Raw genomic sequence first — 26,106 nt, 5'->3', positions numbered from 1 at the left:
CGCGCCGAGCCGCCGCCTGTTCCTGGCCCTCGGCGCGGGCGGCGCCGCCGCCGCCGTGCTGGCGGGCGCGGCGGGCGTCCTGCTGCTGCGCCGCGGCGACTCGCCGGTCCGCTGGACGTTCGAGATCCCCGACGACATGAACGTCCGGGCGCCGCTCGCCGTGGCGGACGGCACCGTGTACGCGTTCGCCGCCGCCGCGCTGTCCGGGCGCACCTTCGCGCTCGACGCGCGCACCGGGCGGCAGCGGTGGCGCGGCGACTTCACGGCGGCCCGCGACACGCCCGCCGTGCTGCTGAACGGCCGGGGGTTCGTCTGCGCCACCGGCGGCGGCGAGCAGGTGCTGACGGCGTTCGACGCGGCGACGGGCCGAAGCCTGTGGAGGCAGACGGTGCGCAACCAGACGCAGGTGCCCGCCATCGTCCCGGCCGGCGACGTCGTGTGCATGACCTACAGCCGCGCCGGGGAGGCCGGGCTGTCCGGGTTCGACGCGGCGAGCGGCCGGGCGGCCTGGCAGTACCGCGTCGACAGCGACGTCATGACGAACGCGGCGGTGGCGGGCGGCGTGTGCTACTTCGGCGCCCGCGACGGCTTCGTCTACGGGGTGGACGCCGCCACCGGCAGTGCCCGCTGGCAGACGCGCACGCGTGCGGCCGTCGGCGCGACGCCCGCGGCGGCGGGCGGCCTGGTGGCGGTGGTCGGCGAGGACGGCGCCGTGCGCGGCCTCGACGCGGCCACGGGCAAGCAGCGGTGGGAGACGGCCCTGGGCGGCGACGCGGCGCCTCGCGCGATGCTGGAGGTGCCGGTGGCGATCATCGGCGGCACCGTCTACGTCGGCGGCCAGAACGGCACGCTGTACGCCGTCGACGCGGGGACGGGGCGCCTGCGGTGGAAGCACCTCGTCCTGCGCGGGCAGGGCAGTCCGGCGTCGCGGGCCTTCCTGCAGCCCACTGTGAGCGGCGGCCTGGTGGTGACCACCGACAACGAGGGACGGATCGTCGCCCTGGACGCCGCCTCCGGCCGGCTCCGCTGGGAACTCGGCGTCGGGCAGGGCCTCGGCGGACGGCCGATCGTCTCCGGGCCCCTGGTCTACTACGGGGCGGTCGACGGGCTGACCGTGGCCGACCTGGCGAGCGGCCGCGTCCGCTACCGCTTCGACCCCGAAACGGCTCCCGTCGTCGGTTCGGTGAAGCAGGTCACCGTGGTGGACGGCATCGCCTACTGCGCGATCGACGACTCCGTCATCCACGCCGTCCGCCCCGAGCTGTGACGGGCCTGGGAGACGCACGGGTTCGCAAGGCGGGCCGCGTTCTTTGCGGAGGCCGGGGGCGGCCGCCGGCCGGGCCGCCCCGGGCCTGCCGTGCGCCGGGGGCTCACGCGGCGTAGGGGCGCTTGGCCCTGGCCTCGCGCAGCGCGTGCGCCCACCAGGCGAGCTGGTCGAGCAGCACCTTGGCGGCGGCGTTGCCGGCGGAGGGGTTCCGCAGGCGTCCGTCGGCGTCGAAGTCGTCCCACGCGTTGTGGAAGCTGACGGTGTCGCGGATGGTGGTGGCGTGCAGCTCGACCAGGACCTGCCGCAGGTGCTCCACCGCGCGCTGCCCGCCCGCCATGCCGCCGTACGACACGAACGCGACCGGCTTGGCGCGCCACTCGGTGTAGTGCAGGTCGATGAGGTTCTTCAGCGGGGCCGGGTAGCTGTGGTTGTACTCCGGCGTCACGATCACGAAGGCGTCGGCGGCGTCGAGCGTGCGCCGCACCCGCGCGGCCGCGGCGGCCTGCTCGTCGTCGGCCGGCTCGGCGCCGACCTGGGGGAGGGGCCGCCGGGCCTGGTCCACGACGTCGACGATCATGTCGGGGCGGGCGGCGGCCTGCTCGGCGAACCAGTCCGCCACCCGGGCGCCGAACCGGCCCTCGCGGGTGCTGCCGATGATGATCGCCACGCGCAGTGGGGTCTCGGTCATGTCTCTCTCCGTGGCATTCGCGCTGGTCAGGAATGTTTCGCGGGTGAGGATGACGGTAGGCGCGGCCGCGGCGGCGGGCATCTGTCACCCGACTGGGCCGATTGCCTGACCCCAGCGTGAGACCTCAAGTGAAGTCGAGGTCAAGTGGCCGGCCGCCGAAATTTGTATCGAACGTTATAGAATGGTCGGCATGACCACCAGGACACCGGGCCGTCCGCGCGCCTTCGACCGGGACGCGGCGCTGGAGAAGGCGCTGGTGGAGTTCTGGCGGCACGGCTACGAGGCGACGTCCATCGCCACGCTGACCGCCGCCATGGGGATCCGGCCGCCCAGCCTGTACGCGGCGTTCGGCGACAAGCGCGCGCTGTTCGGCGAGTGCGTCCGCCGCTACGAGGAGCGGCACGGGGTGCTGGTGACGCGCGCGCTCACCGAGGAGCCCACCGCCGAACGCGCCATCGGCCGCATGCTGCGCGAGTTGGCCGCCGACTACACCGATCCGTCCCACCCGCCCGGCTGCCTCATCATCACCGCGACCGCCAACCACGGCCCCGACTGCGCCGACGTCGCCGAGGAGCTGCGCGCCATGCGGCTGGCCACCAAGCAGAGGATCGCCGACCGCATCGCCGCCGACGTCCGCGCCGGGCTGCTGCCCGACTGGACCGACGTCACCGGGCTGGCCACCTTCTTCGCCGCCGTCATCCAGGGCATGTCCCGCCAGGCCCAGGACGGCGCCACCCGCGCCGACCTGGAACGCGTCGCCGCCATGGCCATGCACGCCTGGCCCCCCTCCCCCGCCTGACCCCGCACCACCCCGCCACCGCCCCCTCGCCGTCATTCAGGGAGGCGACCGGTTGCGCCGTCCACCCGGCAGCTGCCGCGGGGCCAGGTCGTGCTTCGAAGCCGGTTGAGCCATTCGCTGATGGCGGTGACCTCAGCAGGACGGCCTGGTGGCCAGCGGGAGCGTGGCGGAGCGGGTGGCCACGGCCGGGTGGCGCCCGAACCGGTTGGTGCGCGTCCGTCCACGTTGCAATGTGGGCAGGGCGGCCGCGTCGGAGTCGGGCGGGCGGCCGCCGTCCCAGCCCGCTCGCACACGGCGGCGGTGCCACAGAGCCGCACGGACGGCGGACGCCCCGGCTGCCAAGATCCGCCGACAGGGCCTATGCGGCGGTCTCGTCGAGGAACGTTGTGATCAGCTTCAGCCACTCGTCGGGGCGTTCGGCGAACGGCAGGTGGCCGGAGTCCAGCTCGGCCGCGCGGGCGCCGGGGATGCGGGCGGCCACGTCGCGCTGGACGGGCGGCGGGACGAGCCGGTCGGCGGTGGTGACGACGACCAGCGCCGGGACCGTCAGCGCGGCCAGCTCGGCGCGGACGTCGACGCGCCGGACCAGGTCGACGTGCTCGGGCGCGCCCGGCGGGACGGTGGCGGCGGTCGCGGCCGCGGCATCGGCGAGGCCGTCCTCCGGCAGGGCGGCCAGCGCGGACGGGCCCGGCGCGACGAACGTGAGGAAGTCGCCGAGCGCCGTGCGGTCCGCAAGCTCCAGCAGGCGCGCCCACAGGTCGGCGAGCAGGCGCAGGTGGTTGTCGGGGCGCGCGAACGTCGCCGTCAGCACCAGTGCCTTCACCCGGTCGGGGTGGCGGGTGGCGGCGCGGACCGCGACGGGGCCGCCGAGCGAGTAGCCGACGATCGAGAAGGTGTCCAGGCCCTCGTCCACGGCGGCGCCGACCAGCTCGTCGGCCAGCCGGTCGAGGGTGAGCGGGACGTCGGACCGCGGCGTCCCGCCGGTGCCCGGGTAGTCGACGCCGACGACGGTGCGGCCCTCGGCCAGGCCGTCCAGGATCGGGCCGTAGTTGGGCTCGATGCCGCCGCCCGCGCCGTGGGCGAGGGCCACCCCCGGCCCGCCGGTGCCGCGAACCGTGCGCGCGAACCTGCTCATGCTGCTCCTCCACTGTTCTTTAGCGCTCGATACAGAATCCTAGGACACTATATGTAGTGATCGATACAAATCTCGGGGTGGACTTTCCCCTACCCCAGGAGAGGTGTTGCGCCCATCGAGACGGCCGGATCCGCTCCGTAGCGTCGACCACGACACCGACCGAGGCCCCTAAGACGCCGCACGGAGGCGAACACGATGACCCCACACAACGGCGAAGCGCTGCGGCTGGTGGCCGTGCGCAAGCAGTACGGAACGGTGACCGCCCTCGACGGCGTGTCGCTGAGCCTCCCCATGGGGACGTTCACCGCCGTCATGGGACCGTCCGGCTCCGGCAAGAGCACCCTGCTGCACTGCGCGGCCGGGCTCGACCGTCCCACCGCGGGCCGGGTGTACGTCGCCGGCGCGGAGATGACCGGCGACGACGAGACCGCGCTCACCAAGTTCCGGCGCGAGCGCATCGGGTTCGTCTTCCAGCGGTTCAACCTGATGCCGACGCTGACCGTCCTGCAGAACGTCCTGCTGCCGCGCCGGCTGGCCGGGATGCCGGTCGACAAGGCCCGCGCCATAGCGACGCTGCGCCGCGTCGGCCTCGGCGACCGGCTCAGCCACCGGCCCGCCGAACTGTCCGGCGGCCAGCAGCAGCGCGTCGCCATCGCCCGCGCCCTGGTCACCCAGCCGCAGATCGTCTTCGCCGACGAGCCGACCGGCGCGCTGGACACCCGCAGCGCACGCGAGGTGCTGGCCCTGCTGCGGGAGACGGTCCGGCGGGACGGGCAGACCATCGTGATGGTCACCCACGACCCGGTCGCCGCCGCACACGCCGACTCGGTGATCTTCCTGGCCGACGGGCGCCTGGCCGGGAGCATGCTCGCCCCCTCGCCCGAGGCCGTCGCCGAGCGGCTGGCCCACCTGGGCGACGACCTTCGGGTGGGGGTGCGACCGGCATGATGTTCGGACTCGCCCTGCGTTCCCTGCGCCACCGCACCGGCGCGTTCGCCGCCGCGTTCTGCGCCACGTTCCTCGGCGGGACGCTCGTCATGGCGTTCGCGTCCCTGCTCGACACCGCCGTCGCCGACGGGGTGCCGGCGACCAGCCGGGAGACCCTGATCACCATGGCGAGCGTGGTGGGCGGCTGGGGGCTGATCATGGTGGCCTTCTCCGTCACCTCCACGCTGTCGCTGGCCGTGCGCCAGCGCACCGACGAGATCGCCCTGCTCAAGAGCGCCGGCGCCACCCCCGCCCAGATCCGCCGGATGATCGTCGGCGAGGCGGCCGCGCTCGGCCTGGCCGGCACGCTGGCCGCGATCGTCCCGGCCCTGCTCGGCGGGCGCCTGCTGCTGGACCTGCTGATCGACACCGGCCAGGTGGCGCCCGGCGTGGAGTACGCCTTCGGCCCGTTCGCCCTGACGATCGGGGCGGCGGTGACGTTCGCCGGATCGACGTTCGCGGCCCTGCTGACCGCGCGGCGCACCACCCGCATGCGGGTCACCGAGACGCTGCTGGAGGCGGGCACCCGCAGCGGCCGCACCAGCCGCAAGCGCGTCGTCTTCGCCCTGCTGTTCCTGCTGCTGGGCGCCGACCTCGCCATCGTCACCGCCACGGTGATGCGCGGCGAGGGCTCCGACGCCATGCAGACCGCCGGGCAGACGTCCATCTGGGTCGCCGTCGGGTTCGCCCTGCTCGGCCCGATGCTGCTGAGCGCCTCGGCCCGCCTGCTGGCCGGGCCGCTGGCGGCCGCGGGCGCCGCCGGGTACCTCGCCCGGCACAACCTGAGCGGACGGACCCAGCAGCTGGCCGGGGCGCTGATGCCGATCATCCTGTTCACCGGCATCGCCACCGGCACCATCTACATGCAGCGCGTCGACGACGCCGCGCTCGCCGCCGAGGGCCTGCGGGCCTCCGTCGAGCAGGACAACATCAAGACCCTCAACTTCGTCGTCGTCGGGATGCTGGTGCTGTTCGCGGCGATCATGCTGATCAACACGCTGATCGCAACGACCATGGACCGGCGCGGCGAGTTCGCCCGCCAGCGGCTCACCGGCGCCACGCCCCGCCAGGTGCTCGCCGTGACGGGCCTGGAGGCCGCGGTGCTGACCGTCGTCGGCGTGGTGTTCGGCACGATCGCCGCCCTGTGCACGATCGTCCCGTTCACGTACGCCCGCACCGGCGACCCGCTGCCGGACGACACCCTCGCCGTCTACGCCGGAGTCGTCGCCGTGGCCGCCCTCCTCGCTCTGACCACCAGCCTGGCCACGACCCGCCGCGCACTGCGCACCCCCGCCGTCGAGGCGGTGGCCGTCTGATCCACGACGATGCTCCGGGCGGTCCGGGGCGGTTCCCCGCGAACCGCCCCGGACCACGCATGATGGGACACTGACGGCCATGAGCGTTGCGGCACATCTGGAGAAGATCGGCCTTCCCCTCGTCGAGGAGCAGCTCGCGCATCCGACCGTGGCGGGCATCGCCCGCGGCGACCTCGATGACGCGGTGTTCCGGTCCTGGCTGGAGCAGGACTACCTGTACCTGCTGGACTACGTGCGGGTCTTCTGCCGCCTGGCGTGGCAGGCGCCGTCCGACCACCTGGGCGACCTGGTCGACCTGGCGCACTCGACGTTTCACGTGGAACTATCCCTGCACCGCTCCCTGGCCGAGCCGTTCGGCGCCGACCTGGACAACGCCGTCAAGGGCCCGGCCTGCGCCGCGTACACGAAATTCCTGCTGGACAGCGCCGCCGACTACGCCGACGGGCTGGCCGCCCTCTACCCGTGCATGTGGGGCTACGCCACCCTGGGCGCCCGCCTCGCCGAGAACCCTCCGGCCGACCCCCGCTACCGCCGCTGGGTGGACACCTACAACGACCCCGACTTCGTCGCCCTCACCCGGCGCATCGCCCAGATGATCGACGAGGCCGACCCCGACCCCGCCCGCGCGGAGGAGCTCTTCCGCGAAGGCATGCGCCACGAACTCGCCTTCTGGAGCGTTCCGTAGCGCTCCCAAACCGCTGCCGGGGGTGCGGCCGCGACGGCACTGTCGCCGCACGGCCGCACCCCGAACGGAAGAGCGCGTGCCTGGGCGACAGCGGGGCTGTTCACCCGGGACGCTCGGACGGCGGCGCCGACGCCAAGTGACCGGGGAGGTGTGTCCCCTACCGGGTCTGGAGGGCCATGCCGGGCGAGTTCGGGGAGCGGGGGCCAGGTCAGCCGAGAGGTGCCGCCGTTAGGGCCGGGTAGTCGGTGTAGCCCTCAGCCCCGCCGCCGTAGATGAGGTCTTCCCGAATCGGGGCAAGTGGGGCGTCGGCGGCGAAGCGGCTGGGCAGGTCGGGGTTGGCGATGAACAGGCGGCCGTAGGAGAAGAGATCGGCCAGGTCCGCCAGCACCTTCTCCCCCGCCTCGCGAGTGGTCGGCTGGGGGCCGTTGAAGTTGGCGATGAGGGTCCCGGGCCGGCGGCGGCGCAGGTCGGCCAGGGCCGGGTAGTCGCCGCGTTCGATGACGTGCAGGTACGCCAGGCCGAGCGGGGCGAGGGTGCCGACCAGTGTGCGGTAGGTGCCCTGCGGGTCCTCTTCGGCGATCTCGTTCTCGGGGTTGTCCGGGGAGATGCGCAGGCCGACCCGTTCGGCTCCGACCTCGGCGGCGACGGCCTCCACGACCTCGACCGCGAAACGCAGGCGCCGGGTGAGGGAGCCGCCGAAGCGGTCGGTGCGCCGGTTGGTGTTCTCGGCGAGGAACTGCTGGACGAGGTAGCCGTTGGCGCCGTGCACCTCCACCCCGTCGAACCCGGCGCGGATCGCGTGCGGGCCTCGGCGGCGAAGGCGGCGATCGCGGCCTCGGCGTGCGCCGTGGTCATCGCACGCGGTGTGACGTGGTCGAGCCAGCCGTCCTTGGTGAAGATCCGCGCGTGCTCGACGCGGACGGGGGACGGCGCGAGGGGCGGTCCGCCGTCCGGCAGCGTCACCGGGCCCGGCCAGCACCGCCGCACGCACGCCACAGATGGTCATGCGGACGGCGCCGACGGGCACGTCGTGTGTGCGCGTCGCCGGTCCAAGCGACGCGGGCATCGGCCGGAGAGCGGCCGACCAAAAGGTCAAACCTGGATTTGACGGACATTGTGCCGACGAGAGCCGACACACGCTCTCATGGACTTGTCCCGGACAGGACAAGGATCGCCCTTGGCATTACTTAAAGTTACTTCAATTATACAGAGAGTAAGGTAGGGTTCGCTGTGTGGTAGCGAGCCGATTCCGGCGGACACCGGCGACCGGCCCATCGGGGGCGGTTCTCTGGCCGGTCCTGCTGGGGCTGGTCGTCCTGCTGACCGGGGCGTCCGGGGCGTGCTCGGAGGTGGCGCCGTGCGCCGCCATCACATCGCTGGTCGCCGACGAGGAGATCCTCCGCGCCGCCAACTCGGGTGAACGCGACACCGGACGCGGCGAGTCGACCGGGGAGCACGAGGCCGTCCGCCCGCAGGCCGCGGGCCGGACGCGCCAGCTCGCCCTCGTCCGCGCGCCGGCCTCGCTGGACGCGTCCGCGCAGCCGTCCCCCACAGCGCGGCGGGCCGACGAGCGTCCGGTCGGGGTTACCGGCGCCAGGCGGCTCATCGAGCTGAACGTCTCCCGTACGTAAACGCGCCGCGGGACGGCCGTGTCCGGCCCCAGCCCGCACTTCTGAGATCCGTCACGTCCAGAAGTGGGATTCCGCATGCGCCTAGGAAACGTTCACGTGGTCACGGAGAAATGGCGCTTCCACTGCCTGCACTGCTTGCGGGTGTGGGAGGCCCTGTACGAGGCGCGGCACGCCGGCGGCGGCCATGGCGGCCACGCGGTCGCCTGGCGTCTGGACGGTGTGGCCGCGCAGCCGCCCTGGATCGACCCGGTCTGCCAGAACTGCACCAGCCTGCGGGTGAAGGTGCTTCCGGCCGGGCCCATCGTCCCGCGGCAGCGCTGAGCCGGCACCGGTAGGACGGCGAGGGACCACGGCGACGAGGCCGTGGTCCCTCGCGTTCGCGAGCGGTCAGCGGTCGGCGGAGACCTCCGCGCGGGGGGCGGCGGGACGGGCCGTCCCGCCGGGCAGGGCCGAGGCGTCCCCGACCGGGCGGAAGCGGCGCAGCCGCAGGCTGTTGCTGACGACGAACACCGAGGAGAACGCCATGGCCGCACCGGCGATCATCGGGGTGAGCAGCCCGGCGGCCGCCAGCGGCAGCGCGGCCACGTTGTAGGCGAACGCCCAGAACAGGTTGCCCTTGATGGTGCGCAGGGTCCGCCGCGACAGGGCGATGGCGTCGGCGGCGGTGCGCAGGTCGCCGCGCACCAGGGTCAGGTCGGACGCCTCGATCGCCACGTCGGTGCCGGTGCCCATCGCCAGGCCGAGGTCGGCCTGGGCCAGGGCGGCGGCGTCGTTGACGCCGTCCCCGACCATCGCCACGGTGCGGCCCTCGTCCTGCAGCCGCTTGACGACGGCGACCTTGTCGGCGGGCAGCACCTCGGCGATGACCTCCTCGATGCCCACCTGCCCGGCGACGGTGCGGGCGACGGTCTCGTCGTCGCCGGTCAGCAGCACCGGACGCAGCCCCAGCGCGCGCAGCCGCGCCACGGCCTCGGCGGAGGTCGGCTTGATCTGGTCGGCCACGGTGATGACCGCGCGGGCCCGGCCGTCCCAGCCGACGGCCACGGCGGTGTGCCCGCGCTCGCGGGCCGCGGCCATCGCCTTCTCCAGTTCGGGAGTCAGGTGCTGGGACCACTCGGCGAGCAGCTGCGGACGTCCGGCGACCACGGCGTGCCCGTCCACCATGCCCTGGACGCCCAGCCCCTCGATGTTGGCGAAGTCCTCGACGGTCGGCAGGGCGCCGACGCGTTCGGCGGCTCCGGCGGCGATGGCGCGGGCGATGGGGTGCTCGGACGCGTGCTCCAGCGCGCCCGCCAGCCGCAGCGCCTCGCCGGCGTCGACGCCGTCGGCGGTGTGCACGTCCACCAGCGCCATGACGCCGGTGGTGACGGTGCCGGTCTTGTCCAGCACGACGGTGTCGATGCGCCGGGTGGACTCCAGCACCTCCGGGCCCTTGATCAGGATGCCGAGCTGGGCGCCGCGTCCCGTGCCGACCATCAGCGCGGTCGGCGTGGCCAGGCCCAGCGCGCACGGGCAGGCGATGATCAGCACCGCGACCGCCGCGGTGAACGCGGCCGCCGGCTGCGCGCCCGCACCGAGCCAGAAGCCCAGCGTGGCCGCGGCCAGCGCGATCACGATCGGGACGAACACCGCGGAGATCCGGTCGGCCAGCCGCTGCACCGCCGCCTTGCCCGTCTGCGCCTCCTCCACCAGCCGGGCCATCTGCGCCAGCTGCGTGTCCGCGCCGACCCGGGTCGCGCGCACCAGCAGCCGCCCGCCCGCGTTGACGGTGGCGCCGACCACCGCGTCGCCGGGGCCGACCTCGACCGGCACCGACTCGCCGGTCAGCATCGAGGCGTCCACGGCCGAGGAGCCCTCCTCGACCACCCCGTCCGTGGCGATCTTCTCGCCGGGGCGGACGACGAATACATCGCCCACGGCCAGCCGTTCCACCGGGATGCGCTCCTCGCGACCGTTCTCGCGGACGACCGAGACCTCCTTGGCGCCCAGCTCCAGCAGCGCGCGCAGCGCCGCGCCCGCCCGGCGCTTGGACCGCGCCTCGAAGTACCGCCCGGCCAGCAGGAACGCGGTCACCCCGGCGGCGGCCTCCAGGTAGATGTCGGCCGACCCGTCCGAGCGGGTCATGGTGAACTCGAACCCGTGCCGCATGCCCGGTTCCCCGGCGGAGCCGAAGAACAGCGCCCACAGCGACCACCCGAACGCCGCCAGCGTGCCCAGCGACACCAGGGTGTCCATGGTCGCCGTGCCGTGCCGCAGGTTCGTCCAGGCCGCCCGGTGGAACGGCCATCCGCCGTAGACGACCACGGGCGCGGCCAACGTCAGCGACAGCCACTGCCAGTACTCGAACTGCAGCGCCGGGACCATCGCCATTGCGATCACCGGCACGGCCAGCACCAGCGACGTGATCAGCCGTTGCCGCAGGGGGCGCAGCTCCCGGTCGGCTTCGTCCCGGCCGTCCTCGGCCGTCTCGTCACGCGGCGGCTGCGGCAGCGTCGCGGTGTACCCGGCCTTCTCCACCGTGGCGATCAGCTCTTCGGGCGTGACGCCCGGGGGCGCCTGGACCGTGGCCTTCTCGGTGGCGAAGTTGACCGTCGCGGTCACGCCCTCCAGCTTGTTCAGCTTGCGTTCGATGCGGGCGGCGCACGAGGCGCAGGTCATCCCGCCGATCGCCAGCTCGATCCGCCCGGACGCGTCGCCCGTGCTCATCGCCTTCCTCCTCGTCGATCGCCCGCGGGATCAGTGCCCGTGCCCGTGTCCGTCATCGCCGCCCTCCTCGGCCGGAGCGGTCGGCGCCGCCGTGTTCCCGGCCACCGCCGTGAATGCGGCCGTGCGGACCTTGCCCCCATGCTGGAAGTCCAGGTAGAGGCGGTATCTTCCCGGGCTCGGCACTTCGACTTCGAACGTCACGTCCGGGCCCGGCCGGGTGCGGCCGTCGCCGGGCGTACCGTCCGGGTGGACGTGCAGGTAGGCCATGTCCTGGTCGCGCAGCGCGACCAGGTGCCCGTACGCCTCCAGGTACGGCTCCAGGTCGGTGACCGGCCGGCCGTCCCGGCTCACCGAGAGGGTGAGCCTGCTCGTCCGTCCCGGAACCAAGGTGCCGGTCAGCTCGACCTCGTAGCCGTCCGCCTTCGCGACCTGCCCGGCGGGCGGCACGGTACGCGGCCGGTAGTCGCCCGGCGCCGTCACGTCGGTGCCGAGCGTGAGCTGCTCGGCCGCGCTCGCGGCCTTGAAGTCGGTGAAGAACCGGTAGGGGCCGGGGTCGGGCAGCGTCAGCGGAACGGTCCAGACGCCGCCGCCCGCCTCGGTCGGATGCAGGTGCTGGAACCCCGACAGGTCGCGGCGCGCCACGATCAGGTGCAGCGGCTTGCCGTGCAGGGGTTCGAAGCGGGTGACGGGTTCGCCGTCCGGCCCCGTCACCGAGAACCGGAAGTCGGTGCGCTCGCCCGGGGTGATCGTCGTGGTCTCGGGCGTGAGCGTGTAGCCGTCCTGGGACACCTGGAGCCCCGCCGGGACGTGCGCGGACGTGTTCCGGACCGTGCTCTCGGCCTTGTGCGTGCCGGCGGTGGCGTCGATCGGCCCGACGGCCGCGCCGACCCCCGCCGCACCGCCGAAGACGGCCGCCAGGCCCAAGGCGAACGCCCCCAGCTTGATCGCCGTGTTCATGGTCTGCTGCTCGCTTCCCTCGTTCACCGTGGCGGCCGCCGTATGCGGTCGTCCCCCTCCGCCCGGCGCGGATCAGCGCGCCGGGACGGGGCGGGCGGGAGACGGCCGGGTCAGGCCGTCACCTCGTATCCGGCCTCTGCCACGGCCGCGCGGACCTTGTCGTCGTCGATCGGCCCCTCGCTGGTGACCGTGACCCGCCCGCTGGCCAGGTCCACGTCCACGGCGGTCACACCGTCGATCTCGCCGACCTCCTCCTTGACGGAGCTGACGCAGTGACCGCAGGTCATCCCGGTGACGGTGTAGGTGGCGGTGCTCATCGCGACGTTCCCCTCATCCCTGATTTTACCCCCTAGGGGTATCTGACGAGGGTCATGCTACGCACCCGGCACAGCACTCGCAACCCCTACCCCCTAGGGGTTATCGGACGACCCGGGTGATTCTCGGCACATCACCCGCGAACCAGGTTATCCACAGGCTTCCGACGCGCGTCGGCGGGGGACTCGACGGCAAAAGGCACTGTTTGTAGTGGTATTTCGAGTGAAACCCCCCACCGGACGGGCCGATCCGGAGTTGTGCACAGGGTTGTCCACAGGTTTCCACAGGGGTGTGGAAACCTGTGGACAAGGGGTCCGGGACGCCTCGGATACTGTGAGTCATGCCCGAACTGCCAGAGGTCGAGGCCCTCGCCGCCTTCCTGCGCGAACGGGCGGTCGGCCACGCCGTCGCCCGCGTCGACGTCCTCGCCGTCCCCGCGCTCAAGACCTATGATCCCCCGGTCACGGCCCTGGCGGGCCTGTCGATCACCGGCGTCGCCCGGCACGGCAAGTTCCTCGACCTCGACGTCGACGGTCTGCACCTGGTCGTCCACCTGGCCCGGGCCGGTTGGCTGCGCTGGCGCGAGCAGGTCCCCCCGCGGCCCGCCCGGCCCGGCGGCAAGAACCCCCTGGGGGTGAGAGTGCACCTGGACGACGGCTCGGGCTTCGACCTCACCGAGGCGGGCTCCAAGAAGGGCCTGGCCGTGTACGTCGTCCGCGCCCCGGCCGAGGTGCCGGGCATCGCCACGCTCGGCCCGGACCCGCTGGACGAGGGCTTCACCGCCGAGGCGCTGCGCGGCATCATCCGGGGGCGCCGTACGCAGATCAAGGGCCTGCTGCGCGACCAGCGGATCATCGCGGGCATCGGCAACGCCTACTCCGACGAGGTGCTGCACGCCGCCCGGATGTCCCCGTTCAAGATCGCCGACACGCTGACCGACGACGAGATCGCCGGCCTGCACGAGGCGATCGTCACCACCCTGCGCGACGCCGTGGCCCGCTCCACCGGCCTGGCCGCCCAGGACCTCAAGGGCGAGAAGAAGACCGGCCTGCGCGTGCACGGCCGCACCGGCGAGAAGTGCCCCGTCTGCGGCGACACGATCCGCGAGGTGTCCTTCGCCGACTCCTCGCTCCAGTACTGCCCCACCTGCCAGACCGGCGGCAAGCCCCTGGCCGACCGCCGCCTCTCCCGCCTCCTCAAGTAGCTTCCCGAAGTCACAGCGGAGGCTCGAAGGCAGCCCAGGTCCCCGCACGAGAGTGCCCTTTCGAACCGCTTGCCGACGCGGCATCCACACCACACGAGCACGTCGACATGCACGTGACAGTGGGCGCTCGAACCGTCCGCCGACGCGAAGATCCCACCGTGCGGCACGGGCGCGCCGGGCAACGCCCGACCCCGCGCAGTTGGCGGAGCGGCCGTATCACCGGGAGCACAGGTCAGACGGGCGACGCCGGGCAACGGCCCCCCTGGGCAAGTACCGGCATTCGTGCACACCGCCATGGGCGCGGAGATCGAACAGACAAGGCGGCCACGGGAGTTGGGGCGGGTGCAGGGGTGCGCCACTCGGGAGCTGCACGCCCGCGCCAACTGGTGCGAGTGGAGAAGGGGGCGCTGTGCGTAGTGCGGGTGGCATTCGGCGGGGGTGGTCGCCGGACGCGTCGCGCGGGGGAGGCATTGGAGTCGTTCGCTGATGCGGCACTCACATCGCGCGAGTGCAGGCGCGTCAGGCGCCTCCTACGCGCGGCACAGCGCGTGGCCCCGGCTCCATGCGGTGGGCCAAGTGGCCGTTTCTTGCCGCTGGGGCGCGCAAGTTGAACGAGTGATGCGGCCACGCAGGCGCGGCGGACAAAGGGTTGTGCCATTCGGGGCGCTGGCCGTGTCACCGGCAGGCCCAGGGCCCGCTCCACGTGGGACGCCGACAGCGATGGGCGGGGGCCATCGATGGACCCGGTCGCGTGACGGTAGGCGTCCGAGCCGCTCGCCAATGCGACGTCCACACCGCGCGAGCACTGCACGCCGAGCGACGCCACGGAGCGTGGCGCAGCAGGCTTCCCCGCCCACGCGGTATGCGAAGCGTTCATGCCGCCGGGGCGCGCAGGTCGAAAGGCGACGTACCGGGCCGCGGCGGGTGCAGGGTCGTGCGCCGCTCGGGTGCTGCATTCGTGCACGCCGCTAGGGGCGCGCAGATCGAACAGGCAGCGCAGTCACAGGGGCCGTGGCAGGCGTGCCGGGGGGCTTCCTGGCGGCTTGCTTGGGCCGGGTGACGCCCTGCATGTGCCGCAGCGTGAGGTCGCGTGGCGGTATTTGGTGTTGTTGATGGGGACGTGGGCGTGTTTCAGTGGCGAGTGCGAGCGGGGAGGACTCGTCAGCTGCCGTTGGCCGCGTCGCCGAACAGGGGGGCCACCTGGTTCCAGCGGTGCAGTTCACAGCCGTTCTTGCGGGTGAAGCCCGCGTCGATCTGCTGGCCGCGCCAGGTGCCCTTGACCTTGGCCTCCTGGGGGCCGCCGTAGATCTCGGTGCAGATCTGCTGCGGCGAGACCGGCTTGAACGGGTCCTGGGCCTTGTTCAGGGCCGCGCATGCCTTGGCGGCGTCGGGGTGGTCGCCCCCGGCGGGGTCGCAGGTCAGGGTCCAGGTCTTTGGGGCGGCCTTGGCCGATGCGCGTACCTCGACCGTCAGCTGGGCGGCCGGGGAGCGGGACGGCTGGACGGTCGTGGTGCCCGAGGCGTTGTCGCGGGGGGAATCCGCCGCCTGTTCGGAACCGCAGGCCGACAGGGACAGGAGAGTGGCGAGTGCGGGCGTCGTGAAAATCAGCGTCCGGTACCGCATGCGTGATTCGACGCAGGGGGGTTCCGCGCGGTTCCATGGGGGTGTGATGAATTTCGGGGAAGACGTTCCCGCCGTCGACGCCGCGGACGTTCCGCAGGACGCCTACCTGCTGGACGTGCGCGAGCAGGACGAGTGGGACGCGGGCCACGCGCCTCAGGCGGTGCACATCCCGATGGGCGAGCTGAGCGACCGCGCCGCCGAGGTGCCGCGAGACCGGGACGTCTACGTCATCTGCCGCTCCGGCATGCGCTCGGCGCAGGTGACCATCGCGCTCAACAACGCGGGCTGGCTGGCCAAGAACGTCGACGGCGGAATGAAGCGCTGGGCCGAGGTCGGACGGCCCATGGAGTCCTCGGGCGACGGACCCGCCTACGTGGCCTGACCGAGGGGCTTTTTGTCGGAGTTTGACGCTGACTGTACGATCTGCAGCGTTCACCGTCTGACCGCGGGAGCTCGGGCCGACACACCGGGCTGAGAGGGCGACTGTGGCCGGGCCGCCGCGACGGCACCCGGCGCGGGCACCGCACGGCGTCGCCGACCGCATGAACCTGTCCGGGTAATGCCGGCGTAGGGAGCGTGCCCCTTGACGTCGTCGTCCGCCGTCCACGGGACGAGTCCTCGCGACGAGGTCCCCTACACCCTCGACGAACCCGCGCCGAAGGTCCTCGGCTTCTGGGACCAGAGCGCGTTCTGGGCCAACCTGGGCGTCAGCCTGTTCGCGTTCTCCGGCGCGTACACGGTGCTGGCGCCCGACGAGAACGGGGCGCCGACCCTGTCGATCGCGGCGGGCATCGTCGCGATGATCGTCGGCACCGCGATCGGCGGGCTGATGCTCGGCCTGTCGGCGGTGCCGGGCGCGCGCACCGGGCAGCCCGCGATGGTGCTGCTGCGCGGCCTGTTCGGGGCGCGGCTGTCGTACGCGCCGACCGTGCTGAACGTCGCCCAGCTCGTCGGGTGGGGCACGTTCGAGCTGATCGTGATCGCGGACGCGGCGCGGGCCCTGTACGACGGGGTGCCGCGCTGGGTGTACGTGGTGGCCGCCGGGGTGCTGACCACGGCGCTGACGATCCGTCCGCTCGGCTCGGTGCGGCTGCTGCGCCGGTACGTCACCGCGGCGGTGCTGGTCGCGCTGGTCTACTTCTACGTCCAGCTGCTGCGCGAGCCGCTGCCGGACCTGACCGAGGGGTCGTGGGGCGGCTTCTGGATCGGCGCGGACGCGGCGCTGGCCGTGTCGATCTCGTGGGTGCCGGTCGCGGCCGACTACACCCGGCACGCCCGCAGCGCGCGCGGCGCGTTCGGCGCCGCCGCCGTCGGCTACTCGGCCACCCAGATCGTCGCCTATGTCCTCGGACTGCTGGCGCTGGCCCTGGTGGCGGGCGACTCGGCGCAGGTGTTCGACCCGTTCCTGCACGTCACCCTGGGGGCGGTGGTCTTCGCGGTGTTCGTGCTGCGCGAGGCGGACCAGTCGTTCGCCAACGTCTACTCCACCGCCGTGTCGATCCAGAACCTGGTGCCGCGCGCCGACCGGCGGGTGCTGACGGTGACGCTGGGGGCGGGCACCACCGCGCTGGCGCTGGTGCTGAACATCGGCGACTACGCCGGTTTCCTGTCGCTGATCGGGTCGGTGTTCGTGCCCATGCTGGGCGTGCTGGCCGCCGACTTCTTCCTCGGCCGCGGCCGCGGCGGCTGGGACCTGTCCCGCACCGCCCCGGCCCGGTGGAGCATGATCGCCGCGTGGGCGGTCGGGTTCGCGGCGTACCAGCTGGTCAACCCCGGGTCGGTCGGCTGGTGGGCGGCGCTGTGGCGGGACGTGCGGGAGGCGCTGGGAATCGCGCCGCCGTCCTGGATGAGCGCGTCGCTGCTGTCGTTCCTGGTGGCCGCGCTGGTCACCCTGCTGGTCGGGCGGATCGCCCGGTTCCGCGGCCGATAGGACGAACAGGCGCGTTCTTCCGGCGGAGAGCGTCACGACGTGAGAACCTTTCGCAAGTCGTTGGCTCTCGGCGGGACGAGGTCCGGTGGCACGATGGCAGACGTGCAGCACGACGTCCACGGCCCGACCGCGCGCGCCGTCGTCGAGTGCGCGGCCGATGCGATCGTGGCCGTCGACGACCGGCAGCGCGTCACCGTGTGGAACCCGGCGGCCGAGCGCATGTTCGGCTGGACGGCCGAGGAGGTGCTCGGCCGCGTCGCGCCGATCGTGCCGGACGAGCTGAAGGCCGAGCACAACGCCGTCCAGGAGCGGCTGCTGACCCGGCGCGGCGCCGAGGGCCTGGAGAGCGCCGACACCGGGCAGATCTCCATCGCCACCCGGCGCCTGCGCCGCGACGGGCGGCTCATCGACGTGCGCATCGACACCAGCGTCCTGCAGGACCGCGACGGCCGGCTGCTCGGCTGGGTCGGGGTGTACCGCCCGGTCGAGGAGGACGAGGTCGTCCAGCACCACATGGCCGAGCGGGCCCGGCTGGTGCGGCGGCTCAACGACATCGTCGCCGACCTGAACGCCGAACTGGACCTGGACACGGTGCTGGACCGGATCACCGCCGCGCTGATCGAGCTGACCGGCGCGGACGCGGGCGGCTTCGTGCGGCTGGAGCGGGACCGGCTGCGGCTGGTCACCGTCAACGGGCTGCCCGAGCACATGCGCGGCGCCACCGCCGACCTGCGCTCCAGCCTCGTCGGGGAGCTGCTGCGCTCGGGCAAGACCGTGATGCTGGCGGGCGGGGAGCGGCGGCTGGACGACCTGATCTGGTCCGAGCTGCCCGGCCTGCACACGGTGGCGCTGGGCCTGTCGTTCCTGCAGAACGAGCCGTACGGGGCGCTGTACGCGCTGTTCTCCGGCCGCCGCGTCGGGCACACCGAGCTGGAGCTGCTGGAGCTGCTCGCCGGGCACGCCGGGGTCGCGGTCGGCAACGCGGTGGCCTACGCCGAGGTGGTCCGGCAGCGCGCGCACGAACGCGCCGTGATCGACTCCAGTGCGGACGGCATCGCCGTGCTCGACCGCGACGGCGTGGTGCGGCAGTGGAATCCGGCCGCGCACCACCTGACCGGGGTGCCGCCGGAGGAGGCGATCGGCCGGCCGCTGCCGTTCGAGGCGCCCGCCCCCGGCGAGATGACCACCTTTCCGCTGCCGTCGGGCATCTGGCTGAACGTGCTGGCCGCCGAGATCGAGGAGACCGGCGAGGTCGTGGTCGACTTCCGCGACGTCAGCGAGGCCAAGGCGCTGGAGGAGGCCAAGGACCTGTTCCTGGCCACCACCAGCCACGAGCTGCGCACCCCGATCACGGTCGTGCAGGGGTTCGCCAGCACGCTGGTCAACCGGTGGGACGAGCTGGCCGACGCCGACCGCCGCTCCGCCGTCGCGACGATCGCCGAACGGGCCCAGTCGCTCGGCCGCCTCGTGGAGCACCTGCTGCTGGGGTCGCGGGCCGGACGCGACGAGCTGGCGGTGACCATCGACACGTTCGACCTGGCCCGCGTGCTGGAGGGCGTGGTGGCGGGGTTCCGGTCGCTGTCGGAGGCGCACCCGGTGCGGCTGGAGGTGGCGCCCGGCCTGCCGCCGGCGCGGGGCGACGCGATGGCCACCGACATCGTCCTCGGCCAGCTGCTGGAGAACGCGATGAAATACTCCCCGGACGGCGGCACGGTCACCGTGCGGGCCTGGCCGGAGGATGACTCGATCGTCGTCACGGTGGAGGACGAGGGCATCGGCATCGCGCCCGGCGACCACGAGCGGGTGTTCGAGCGGTTCGTCCAGGGCGATGCGGGCGACCGCCGCCGGTTCGGCGGCATCGGCCTCGGCCTCTACATCGTCAAACGCCTGACGGAGGCGCAGGGCGGCCAGGTCAGCGCCCACCCGGGGCCCGGGGGCCGCGGCACCCGCATGCGCCTGGTGCTGTGCCGGGCTGAGGAAGGCGGCTGACCGGATCCGGACGGATGCCGTGACAGCTGGGGAACCGGATACGCAGGTGAAACTCCGGTGAACCCCCAGTGTGACGGACGAAACGCTCGCAGGAGGAGTAACCACCCGGAGGGTGGATAGATCCTGTGATGGTGCTGAGTGCGTGACCGGAGGGGATGTCGCTCGTTGTTGGGGAGACGGGTGATTCACCCGGGTTTCCGGTCAATATCATCAGGGCATTTCGGTCGGTACCGCCGAGGATGACGGGCCTCCGAGCAGCGGAGATGACGAGGAGGAGGTGAGGGCGTCGAGCGTCGTATTGCTGCCTCATGCGCCGTCCAGCGTTGCCGCGGCGCGCCGGCGCCTCAGCTCCGAGCTGCTCGCCTCCGGGGTCTTCGAGTCGGTCGTGGACGACGCCGGCGTCATCATCAGCGAACTGATGAGCAACGCCCTGCGGCACGCCAGGCCGCTGCCGTGCGGGCAGGTCCGCGTGACGTGGGTGCGGCGCGGGGAGCGGCTGGAGGTCGCCGTCAGCGACGGCGGCGCCAGCACCGAGCCGCGGCGCGGGCCGGGCACCCTGTCCTCCCTCGGCGGACGCGGCCTCAGCATCGTGGAGGCCCTCGCGGAGGGCTGGGGCGTCCGCCACGAGGAGGGCGTCACCACCGTGTGGGCCGTCCTGTACGCCCCGCGCGGCACCGGAGGCAACGGCGCGGCATCCCATCCAGGCGCCCACACCCTCATGCCGAACTTCGACCTGGACGACGGCTTCGACCTGGACGACGGGGTGGACGACCCGGGAAACCCCCTGCTCAACGGCCACTACCCGCACTCCACGCCGACACGGGCATACCCCGCTTGATCGGCCGCACGGCGCGCCCTGTATGGTCTCTCGTCAAGCTCGGGCGCTGTCGTGCCCCCGTCGACACCGCCCGAGCACTCCAAACCTCTTGTCGGCCCACCTAGGCCGTGCTTCAAAGTGCGGCGAGCGTCGCCGCCATGGTCCCGGTTGCGGAGACCAGGCCCGACAGCGGCAGCGGTCGTCCACCCGCCTTCGACCCGGCCGACCACCGGGGACGCCATGCCGTCGGGCCGTGGACACCCGCCCTGTCAAGCCCGCCGCCCGCTATCAGGCTCTTCTCTGGCTCCACCTACTTTGAAACACGCCCTAAGGCACCAGCTGCCCTGCCGACGCCGCAACCGGCACCAAGCGGCGGTGCGTGGCACCACCCGCCCCACCAAGCCCACCAGGCCGCGCTACCCCCTGCTCACAGCGCTGCTGCGGCTCCACCCGGAATCACCCTGCAGGCATCGCAACGCCATCCGGGTACGACGGTCGGCCGACGCATGACGGGTCCGCGCCGGGTCATACCCCACCGACCTGCCGCACCCGCGTACCCTTCCGGCAACTGCTCGGTCTGTGTGAGGTCACGCACGCCGCATCCTCCAGGAAGGTGACGCCCCGACCATGCACCGCTGCGGCCGGGCAGGCCGCACAACGCAAGGAGCAGCATGGCGACCTCTGCGGCCACCAGGGGGATGCGGGGGAGGCAACCCGCTCACCGGCACCGCTCTGACCTGCACACTTGCACAACCGCCGGACTGCTGCAGAATCCACCCTGTACGGCCATACACAAGCCGCGCCCACCTGCGCCTTTACCCTCGGGCCGCATCATCACCCTGGAGGTATCGCAACCCAGTAAGGGCTGCACGGCTCGCCGGTCGTCTCATAGCGCCGCATCATCACCCTGGAGGTATCGCAACCGGCGGGCGCGTCTCTGGACGAGCTGGAGGCCGCGCCGCATCATCACTCCGGAGGTAGCGAGACTCCAGGTCGGAGACACCGCTGGTGGTTTCGGTGTCGAGGCCGCATCATCACGCTGGAGGTATGGCAACGCGACATCTCCGCCATCGTGGGGAGGTCGGGTTGTGTCGGGCCGTGTGTCCAGGCGGCGCTTGTGTGGGGGGTGTCGTGGTCGCGAGCAGGCCCTGCTGCCGCAGTTTGCGTGGCTGGCGCTTCGCGGCTCGCGTGCCGCGAAGCGCCGCCGCGTTTGAGAGAGTCAGGCGCCTTCGGTGAGTTCGCGCAGGTCCTTGGCCACGGAGAGCGAGCGTGCGTTCTCAGGGGCGAGGTCCAGGACCATCCGCGCGGTCGTCAGGTAGCGCGTCCGGCGCTGCTGGAGCGGGATGGCGTCGATGATCCGCGCAGCTTCCTCCATACCGGCCTTGGGGTCGGTGCGCACGTGGAGGGCCGCGGCGTGGAGGCGGACGCCCGTGGTGGTCAGGGTGTCGTCGGGGCCTCGGCCGCCGAGCACCGTGTCCTGTGCCTCCATGGCGTGCTTGACGTCGTTCGCGAGTGTGTAGATGAGGCTCTTGTCGAACCACAGGCCCTCTTCGCGCTTGGCCCAGTGCGGATCAAACGATGTGCTTGCGGGCATGCGCTCGAACGCCGTCTCCGCCTTTCGGAGTGTGACGACGGCTTCGTCAAGGCGTCCCAGCCGAGCAAGAGCCCCGGCCTCGGCGCACAGTGCGGAGACGAGCGGAGCACTGGGGAGGTCCCCCGCCAGTCGTCCTGCCTCCTGCGCGACCGCCAACACCACGTAGAGGTCGTCGGATCGGTCGCCCAACCGGTAGAGCGCTTCGCGGCTGCGGACCCAGGCGGCGAGCATGTCGTCCCCGGACTCGTCGCTCAGCGACCGCGTCTTGATCCACCACCGGTGCGACTCCCTGCGGTCTCCGAGATCCAAAAGCTTTCCGGCGATCAACAGCGCGTGCTGTGCGGCGGCGTGGGTGAGCCCCTTGCGCACCTCTTCGGGCTGCTCGCGGGCCAAGTGCGGGGCGATCGCGCCGAACTCGACGGCGAGCGCCTCAAGGATGGTGGCCGGTGGCTCGCGGCGTGCCCGCTGGCCGTATACGAGTGCCGCGTCCTCCCAGTCGTCGATCATCGACTGGGAGACGCTCGCGCCCGGGATCTTGGGCTCGGAGACCTGCCATGCCTGGGTGAGAGCGGCCAGAACAGGGGCGATGGTGGCACCGGCGGTGACCTTCGCACCGTCCTGCAGGAGTTCGCGTCGCTTCACGGGGCCTCGCTCCTTATCGGAGGCGTACTTGGTTGGTGAGGACTGCGGGTGTGCACCGTCACAGGTGCGCATGGTTGCGTGTGGCTGGTCTTGCCGGTGGCGCCTCTGCCCACGTCGTGGGCGCTTCGCGACGTCACTCGTTGCGAAGCGCCGTGCAAGGGCGCGTCAGATGTCTTGGTGGGGGTTCCATTGCTTCTTGAGTGAGGTGGGAGGTCGGGTTGTGTCGGGCCGTGTGTCCAGGCGGCGCTTGTGTGGGGGGTGTCGTGGTCGCGAGCAGGCCCTGCTGCCGCAGTTTGCGTGGCTGGCGCTTCGCGCTCGCTTGCCGCGAAGCGCCGCCGCGTTTGAGGGCGTCAGACGCCCTCGGTGAGTTCGCGTAGGTCCTTGGCCACGGGGAGCGAGCGTGCCTTCTCGGGGGCGAGGTCCAGTGCCAACCGGGCGGCTGACAGGTGACGCGTCCGACGGTACTGGGGCGGGATGGCGTCGATGATCCGCGCGGCCTCCTCCATACCGGTCTTGGGGTCGGTGCGCGCCTGGACCGCTGCGGCGTGGAGCCGGACACTGGTTGCGGTGAGTCCGTCTTCGGGGCTTCGGCCGCTGAGCACCGTATCCTGTGCCTCCTTGGCGTGCTTGACGTCGTTGGCGAGGGTGTAGATGAGGCTCTTGTCGAACCACAGGCCCTCTCCGCGCTTGGCCCAGTTCGGGTCGAGGATCGTGCTTGCGGGCATGCGCTCGAACGCCATCTCCGCCTGCCGGAGTTTGATGACCGCCTCATCGAAACGTCCCAGCTGAGCGAGGAGCATCGCCTCCGCTGCCAGCGCCGAGGAGAGGGGAGCACTGGGCCGATCTCCCACGAGCTGTTGCGCCTCCTGCGCCAGGACGAGCAACTCGGCGGGATCCTCGGAGGCGTCACCTCTCCGGGAGAGCACCTCCCGGCTGCGCACCCAGGACGCGAGCATGATGTCTCCGGACTCGTCGCTCAGGGCACGGGTCTTGGCCCACCACCGACCGGACTCCCTGCGGTCTCCGAGATCCACGAACTTGCCAGCGATCAGCAGCGCATGTTGCGCGGCGGCGTGGGTGAGCCCCTTGCGTACCTCTTCGGGCTGTTCGCGGGCCAGGTGTGGGGCGATCGCGCTGAACTCGTCGGCGAGTGCCTCAAGGATGGTGGCCGGTGGCTCGCGGCGTGCCCGCTGGCCGTAGACGATTGCGGCGTTCTCCCAGTCGTCGATCATTGCTTGGGAGACGCTCGCGCCCGGGATCTTGGGCTCGGAGACCTGCCATGCCTGGGTGAGAGCGGCCAGAACAGGGGCGATGGTGGCACCGGCGGTGACCTTCGCTCCGTCCTGCAGGAGTTCGCGTCGCTTCACAGGGCCTTGCTCCTTACCGGAGACTACGAGACGTGTTTTCACGTTACGCCCGCTGGCGGCGATTTCATCCTGGAGTTGTTCGATCAGGCGGCGCACCTCGAACAGGCAGCCCTCGCCGCTGATCGCCTGGTCGAGGGTCATGGTCGTTTCCAGGGTGGGGAGGCGCTCTCCTTTCTTGATCAGTGAGATGTACGCCTCGCTGCAGTCGGCGGCGCGGGCGATCGCCTTGTTCGGGCGGTTGTTGATGCGTGCGAGATGGGAGAACACCCGGGCGTAGATCCGCATGCAGATCATCGCGGTGGTGTTCACGGGCCGGTCGTTCATGATCACCCCACAGACGTTTTGTGGTGGGCAGGCCCCGCCGCTCACCCAGAGTTAACACCCCGCGACCGACGATAACCGGTGCTGGTCGGTAAAGCACGCGGCTCACGAAAATCGGCCAACGCGCGCGGCCGGTGCCCCGCCCCCTGTTGCCGGCCGCGCGCGACCAGAACGACCCGTCATACGGAAAGAATCCCATCAGTGAGCGACTCCCAAGAATCGATCTTCGACACGGACATCGACCGGGCGCTTGCCGAGTTGCGGCGCAGATTTCCCGGCGTCTGCCTGTGGTACGGCACCTACACCGGCCACTTCTGGGCGATGGTTCAGGACGCGGATGGCGACCGTCTGATCGAGGGATCGTCCTTCGCGGAATTCTCCGAGCACCTCGCCAAGGCCCTTTCCCCGCGCCCCAGCACCCCCACCCCGAAGCCGCACCCCCCGGTGCAGAAGGAGCCCGGGCACGGCCCCAATGAACGGTTAATCCCTCCCGGTCGCACTTTTGTTCCAAACGCCCCCGCGCCGAACCGGCCCACACCCCCCGTACAGAACCGGGCCGCGTCCACGGGGCGAAGCCACACCGCACCCGCCGACGGCCAAGGCACACCCAACGCGCCGAACCGGGCGACACCTGGCGCGCCCAACGCACAAACCCCGCCCACCCCCGGCGGCGGGTTCCCGCCCCCAAGCCGCCCCCCGACCGCCGCGCCACGCCCCCGCCCGCCTGACACGCAGCCCCGAAACATCCCGAACGAACCGGCGACGGGCGGCCCCGACAGCGCCGCCTCCCGCGTGCCGAACACAACGCCCGGCAGCCCACAACGCTTCGCACCAGGCGTGCCCAGCCAGGCACCACCCGCCAGGCCACAGCCCACGCCCACGCAACCGGGCCACGGTGCATCAGCCGCACCGCATGGAAGCGCGCCGAGCCAAGCGCCGACCGGTATCACCGGCAAGAGCCAACTCGGTGCACCGCAATGGATCGCGGACGGCACCCCGGCCCCTAACCCGCCGGGCAAAACGACGGCCAACGTCACCCATTCGGGCGCATCCGGCGTGGTCGGCGGGACCGCGTCCAACACCCCAGGCCCGCGCCCACCCGACATGCCGCGCCGTGCCGTGCACGGCATACCGGATCGGAGCATGCCGAGGAGAACGGTGGAACACGCCGCCGGTTGGGGCGCGTCCGGCAGGCAAGGTCCGCGTCCGTCCGACGTGCCGGAACAGGCTGGTGACGGTGCGCCAGACCCGGAGATGCCGGGTGAGCCGGGGACCGGTGTCGCCGGTTCGAGCGCGTCCGGCATGGGTGGCGGGGCGACGTCCGGCAGACCGGGCCCGCACCCGCCCGACGTGCCCGGATGGCCTGTGCGCGGCACGCCGGACCAGAGCGAGCCGAGCAGGACGGCGGCCGGTGTCGCTGGCAGGGCCCAGCTCGGTGCACCGCAGCGGGCCACGGACGGCTCCCCAGCCCCCAACCCACCGAGCAAAACGATGGCCGACGTCGCCCGATCGGGCGCATCCGACGTGGTCGGCGGGGCCGCGTCCAACACCCCAGGCCCGCGTCCGTCCGACATGCCGCGACGGGCTGTACTCGGCGCGCCGGATCGGAGCGTGCCGGGTAACTCGGCGGGTCGCGTTACGGGGACGGGCGTCCCTGGCCAAGCCACGTCCGCTCCCGCCCAAGGTGCATCCACTGGTCCCACGCAGGGAGTGTCATCGATTCCAGGTTGGGACGCGCCTGCTGTGCCGGGCACGAGCCTGCCGGGCAGCCCACATCGCTTCGCATCCGGTGCACCGAACCAGCACGCGCCGGGTGAAACGGCGGGCAGTGCCGCAGGTTCGGACGCATTCGGCAGGCCGAGCCCGCGCCCGTCTGGCGCACTGGGGCGGAGTGCGGATGGCGTGCTGGAACGGAGCGTGCCGGGTGCACATGGTCAGTCCGATTGGGCACTGGCCGCGGTGTCACACCAAGCCGGGGCCGGTGTGCCGGTTTCGGGCGTGTTCGGTGGGCGGGGACCGGGTGAAGCGGTGGCCGCTGCGGCAGGCGGGGCCATGCTCTGCGGGGCGGGCTTGGCCGATCCGGGCGTGGCGGGGCAGGGCGAGGCGCGTCCGCCGACGCGGCCGGGGGCGCCC

The 26,106-nt window shown here is 72.3% G+C and carries 21 protein-coding genes and 1 tRNA gene; 13 read left to right on the top strand and 9 right to left on the bottom strand.

The features are described from left to right. A partial coding sequence (locus ABD879_RS24530) for an outer membrane protein assembly factor BamB family protein (RefSeq protein WP_345023952.1) occupies nucleotides 1–1,267 on the top strand: 1,267 nt, incomplete at its 5' end. A 103-nt stretch (nucleotides 1,268–1,370) separates the two neighbouring features. Here ABD879_RS24530 and ABD879_RS24525 read toward each other — a convergent pair. Further along, nucleotides 1,371–1,955, bottom strand: coding sequence for an NADPH-dependent FMN reductase (locus tag ABD879_RS24525; RefSeq protein WP_345023951.1), 585 nt, complete (start codon nucleotides 1,953–1,955; stop codon nucleotides 1,371–1,373). Nucleotides 1,956–2,145: 190 nt separating this feature from the next. Between ABD879_RS24525 and ABD879_RS24520 the strand changes: the two genes are divergently transcribed. Beyond that, entirely contained in the window at nucleotides 2,146–2,754 is a 609-nt protein-coding gene (locus tag ABD879_RS24520) for a TetR/AcrR family transcriptional regulator (protein WP_345023950.1), read from the top strand. 358 nt (nucleotides 2,755–3,112) lie between these two features. On the opposite strand, the gene ABD879_RS24515 is transcribed toward ABD879_RS24520, so the two are convergent. Then, nucleotides 3,113–3,889: an alpha/beta fold hydrolase gene (locus ABD879_RS24515; protein WP_345023949.1), complete on the bottom strand. Its 777-nt coding sequence runs from the start codon at nucleotides 3,887–3,889 to the stop codon at nucleotides 3,113–3,115. A gap of 195 nt (nucleotides 3,890–4,084) precedes the next feature. On the opposite strand from ABD879_RS24515, the gene ABD879_RS24510 reads away from it, so the two are divergent. From ABD879_RS24510 to ABD879_RS24500, 3 genes are all read left to right on the top strand, one after another. After that, entirely contained in the window at nucleotides 4,085–4,837 is a 753-nt protein-coding gene (locus ABD879_RS24510; RefSeq protein ID WP_345023948.1) for an ABC transporter ATP-binding protein, read from the top strand. Further along, nucleotides 4,834–6,192: an ABC transporter permease gene (locus ABD879_RS24505; protein WP_345023947.1), complete on the top strand. Its 1,359-nt coding sequence runs from the start codon at nucleotides 4,834–4,836 to the stop codon at nucleotides 6,190–6,192. The genes ABD879_RS24510 and ABD879_RS24505 overlap by 4 nt, the downstream gene beginning before the upstream one ends. Nucleotides 6,193–6,271: 79 nt before the next feature. Continuing rightward, a complete protein-coding gene (locus ABD879_RS24500; RefSeq protein WP_345023946.1) occupies nucleotides 6,272–6,877 on the top strand; it encodes a TenA family protein in 606 nt (201 codons plus the stop codon). A 208-nt stretch (nucleotides 6,878–7,085) separates the two neighbouring features. Here ABD879_RS24500 and ABD879_RS24495 read toward each other — a convergent pair whose 3' ends face one another. Next, entirely contained in the window at nucleotides 7,086–7,652 is a 567-nt protein-coding gene (locus ABD879_RS24495; RefSeq protein WP_345023945.1) for an oxidoreductase, read from the bottom strand. 457 nt (nucleotides 7,653–8,109) lie between these two features. Between ABD879_RS24495 and ABD879_RS24490 the strand changes: the two genes are divergently transcribed. Beyond that, the gene (locus ABD879_RS24490; protein WP_345023944.1) at nucleotides 8,110–8,508 is read left to right on the top strand and encodes a hypothetical protein; all 399 of its coding nucleotides are present in this window, start codon (nucleotides 8,110–8,112) and stop codon (nucleotides 8,506–8,508) included. 96 nt (nucleotides 8,509–8,604) lie between these two features. Then, complete coding sequence (locus tag ABD879_RS24485) at nucleotides 8,605–8,829, top strand: hypothetical protein (protein WP_345023943.1); 225 nt, start codon at nucleotides 8,605–8,607, stop codon at nucleotides 8,827–8,829. 66 nt (nucleotides 8,830–8,895) lie between these two features. On the opposite strand, the gene ABD879_RS24480 is transcribed toward ABD879_RS24485, so the two are convergent. The 3 genes from ABD879_RS24480 to ABD879_RS24470 all read right to left on the bottom strand — a co-directional run bounded on the left by ABD879_RS24480 (nucleotide 8,896) and on the right by ABD879_RS24470 (nucleotide 12,488). After that, a complete protein-coding gene (locus ABD879_RS24480; protein ID WP_345023942.1) occupies nucleotides 8,896–11,214 on the bottom strand; it encodes a heavy metal translocating P-type ATPase in 2,319 nt (772 codons plus the stop codon). A gap of 30 nt (nucleotides 11,215–11,244) precedes the next feature. Continuing rightward, entirely contained in the window at nucleotides 11,245–12,198 is a 954-nt protein-coding gene (locus ABD879_RS24475; RefSeq protein WP_345023941.1) for a hypothetical protein, read from the bottom strand. Between the two features lie 83 nt (nucleotides 12,199–12,281). Next, nucleotides 12,282–12,488, bottom strand: coding sequence for a heavy-metal-associated domain-containing protein (locus ABD879_RS24470; protein ID WP_345023940.1), 207 nt, complete (start codon nucleotides 12,486–12,488; stop codon nucleotides 12,282–12,284). 338 nt (nucleotides 12,489–12,826) lie between these two features. Here ABD879_RS24470 and ABD879_RS24465 point away from each other — a divergent pair, with 338 nt between their 5' ends. Continuing rightward, nucleotides 12,827–13,690: an Fpg/Nei family DNA glycosylase gene (locus tag ABD879_RS24465; protein WP_345023939.1), complete on the top strand. Its 864-nt coding sequence runs from the start codon at nucleotides 12,827–12,829 to the stop codon at nucleotides 13,688–13,690. A gap of 1,161 nt (nucleotides 13,691–14,851) precedes the next feature. Here ABD879_RS24465 and ABD879_RS24460 read toward each other — a convergent pair. Then, on the bottom strand, nucleotides 14,852–15,313 hold the full coding sequence (locus ABD879_RS24460) for an SSI family serine proteinase inhibitor (RefSeq protein ID WP_345023938.1): 462 nt from the start codon (nucleotides 15,311–15,313) through the stop codon (nucleotides 14,852–14,854). Nucleotides 15,314–15,359: 46 nt separating this feature from the next. Here ABD879_RS24460 and ABD879_RS24455 point away from each other — a divergent pair, with 46 nt between their 5' ends. From ABD879_RS24455 to ABD879_RS24440, 4 genes are all read left to right on the top strand, one after another. Continuing rightward, a complete protein-coding gene (locus ABD879_RS24455; RefSeq protein WP_345023937.1) occupies nucleotides 15,360–15,695 on the top strand; it encodes a rhodanese-like domain-containing protein in 336 nt (111 codons plus the stop codon). Nucleotides 15,696–15,896: 201 nt separating this feature from the next. Beyond that, on the top strand, nucleotides 15,897–17,243 hold the full coding sequence (locus ABD879_RS24450) for a purine-cytosine permease family protein (RefSeq protein WP_345023936.1): 1,347 nt from the start codon (nucleotides 15,897–15,899) through the stop codon (nucleotides 17,241–17,243). Nucleotides 17,244–17,336: 93 nt separating this feature from the next. Then, entirely contained in the window at nucleotides 17,337–19,232 is a 1,896-nt protein-coding gene (locus ABD879_RS24445; RefSeq protein ID WP_345023935.1) for a PAS domain-containing sensor histidine kinase, read from the top strand. A gap of 277 nt (nucleotides 19,233–19,509) precedes the next feature. After that, nucleotides 19,510–20,070 carry an ATP-binding protein gene (locus ABD879_RS24440; RefSeq protein ID WP_345023934.1) on the top strand — a complete coding sequence of 187 codons (561 nt, stop codon included), beginning with the start codon at nucleotides 19,510–19,512 and terminating at the stop codon, nucleotides 20,068–20,070. Between the two features lie 1,198 nt (nucleotides 20,071–21,268). On the opposite strand, the gene ABD879_RS24435 is transcribed toward ABD879_RS24440, so the two are convergent. Further along, a complete protein-coding gene (locus ABD879_RS24435; RefSeq protein WP_345023933.1) occupies nucleotides 21,269–21,832 on the bottom strand; it encodes a hypothetical protein in 564 nt (187 codons plus the stop codon). Between ABD879_RS24435 and ABD879_RS24430 the strand changes: the two genes are divergently transcribed. Beyond that, nucleotides 21,818–21,919, top strand: a tRNA-Arg gene (locus tag ABD879_RS24430). The two genes, ABD879_RS24435 and ABD879_RS24430, sit on opposite strands and share 15 nt — an antisense overlap. Before the next feature lie 716 nt (nucleotides 21,920–22,635). On the opposite strand, the gene ABD879_RS24425 is transcribed toward ABD879_RS24430, so the two are convergent. Then, nucleotides 22,636–23,982: a hypothetical protein gene (locus ABD879_RS24425; RefSeq protein ID WP_345023932.1), complete on the bottom strand. Its 1,347-nt coding sequence runs from the start codon at nucleotides 23,980–23,982 to the stop codon at nucleotides 22,636–22,638. Nucleotides 23,983–26,106 lie beyond the last annotated feature (2,124 nt).

This window comes from Actinomadura keratinilytica (assembly GCF_039539665.1).
GTDB lineage: Bacteria > Actinomycetota > Actinomycetes > Streptosporangiales > Streptosporangiaceae > Spirillospora > Spirillospora keratinilytica.
The sequence above is the reverse complement of the archived record's forward strand: the minus strand, read 5'-3'. Positions and strand labels throughout refer to the sequence as shown.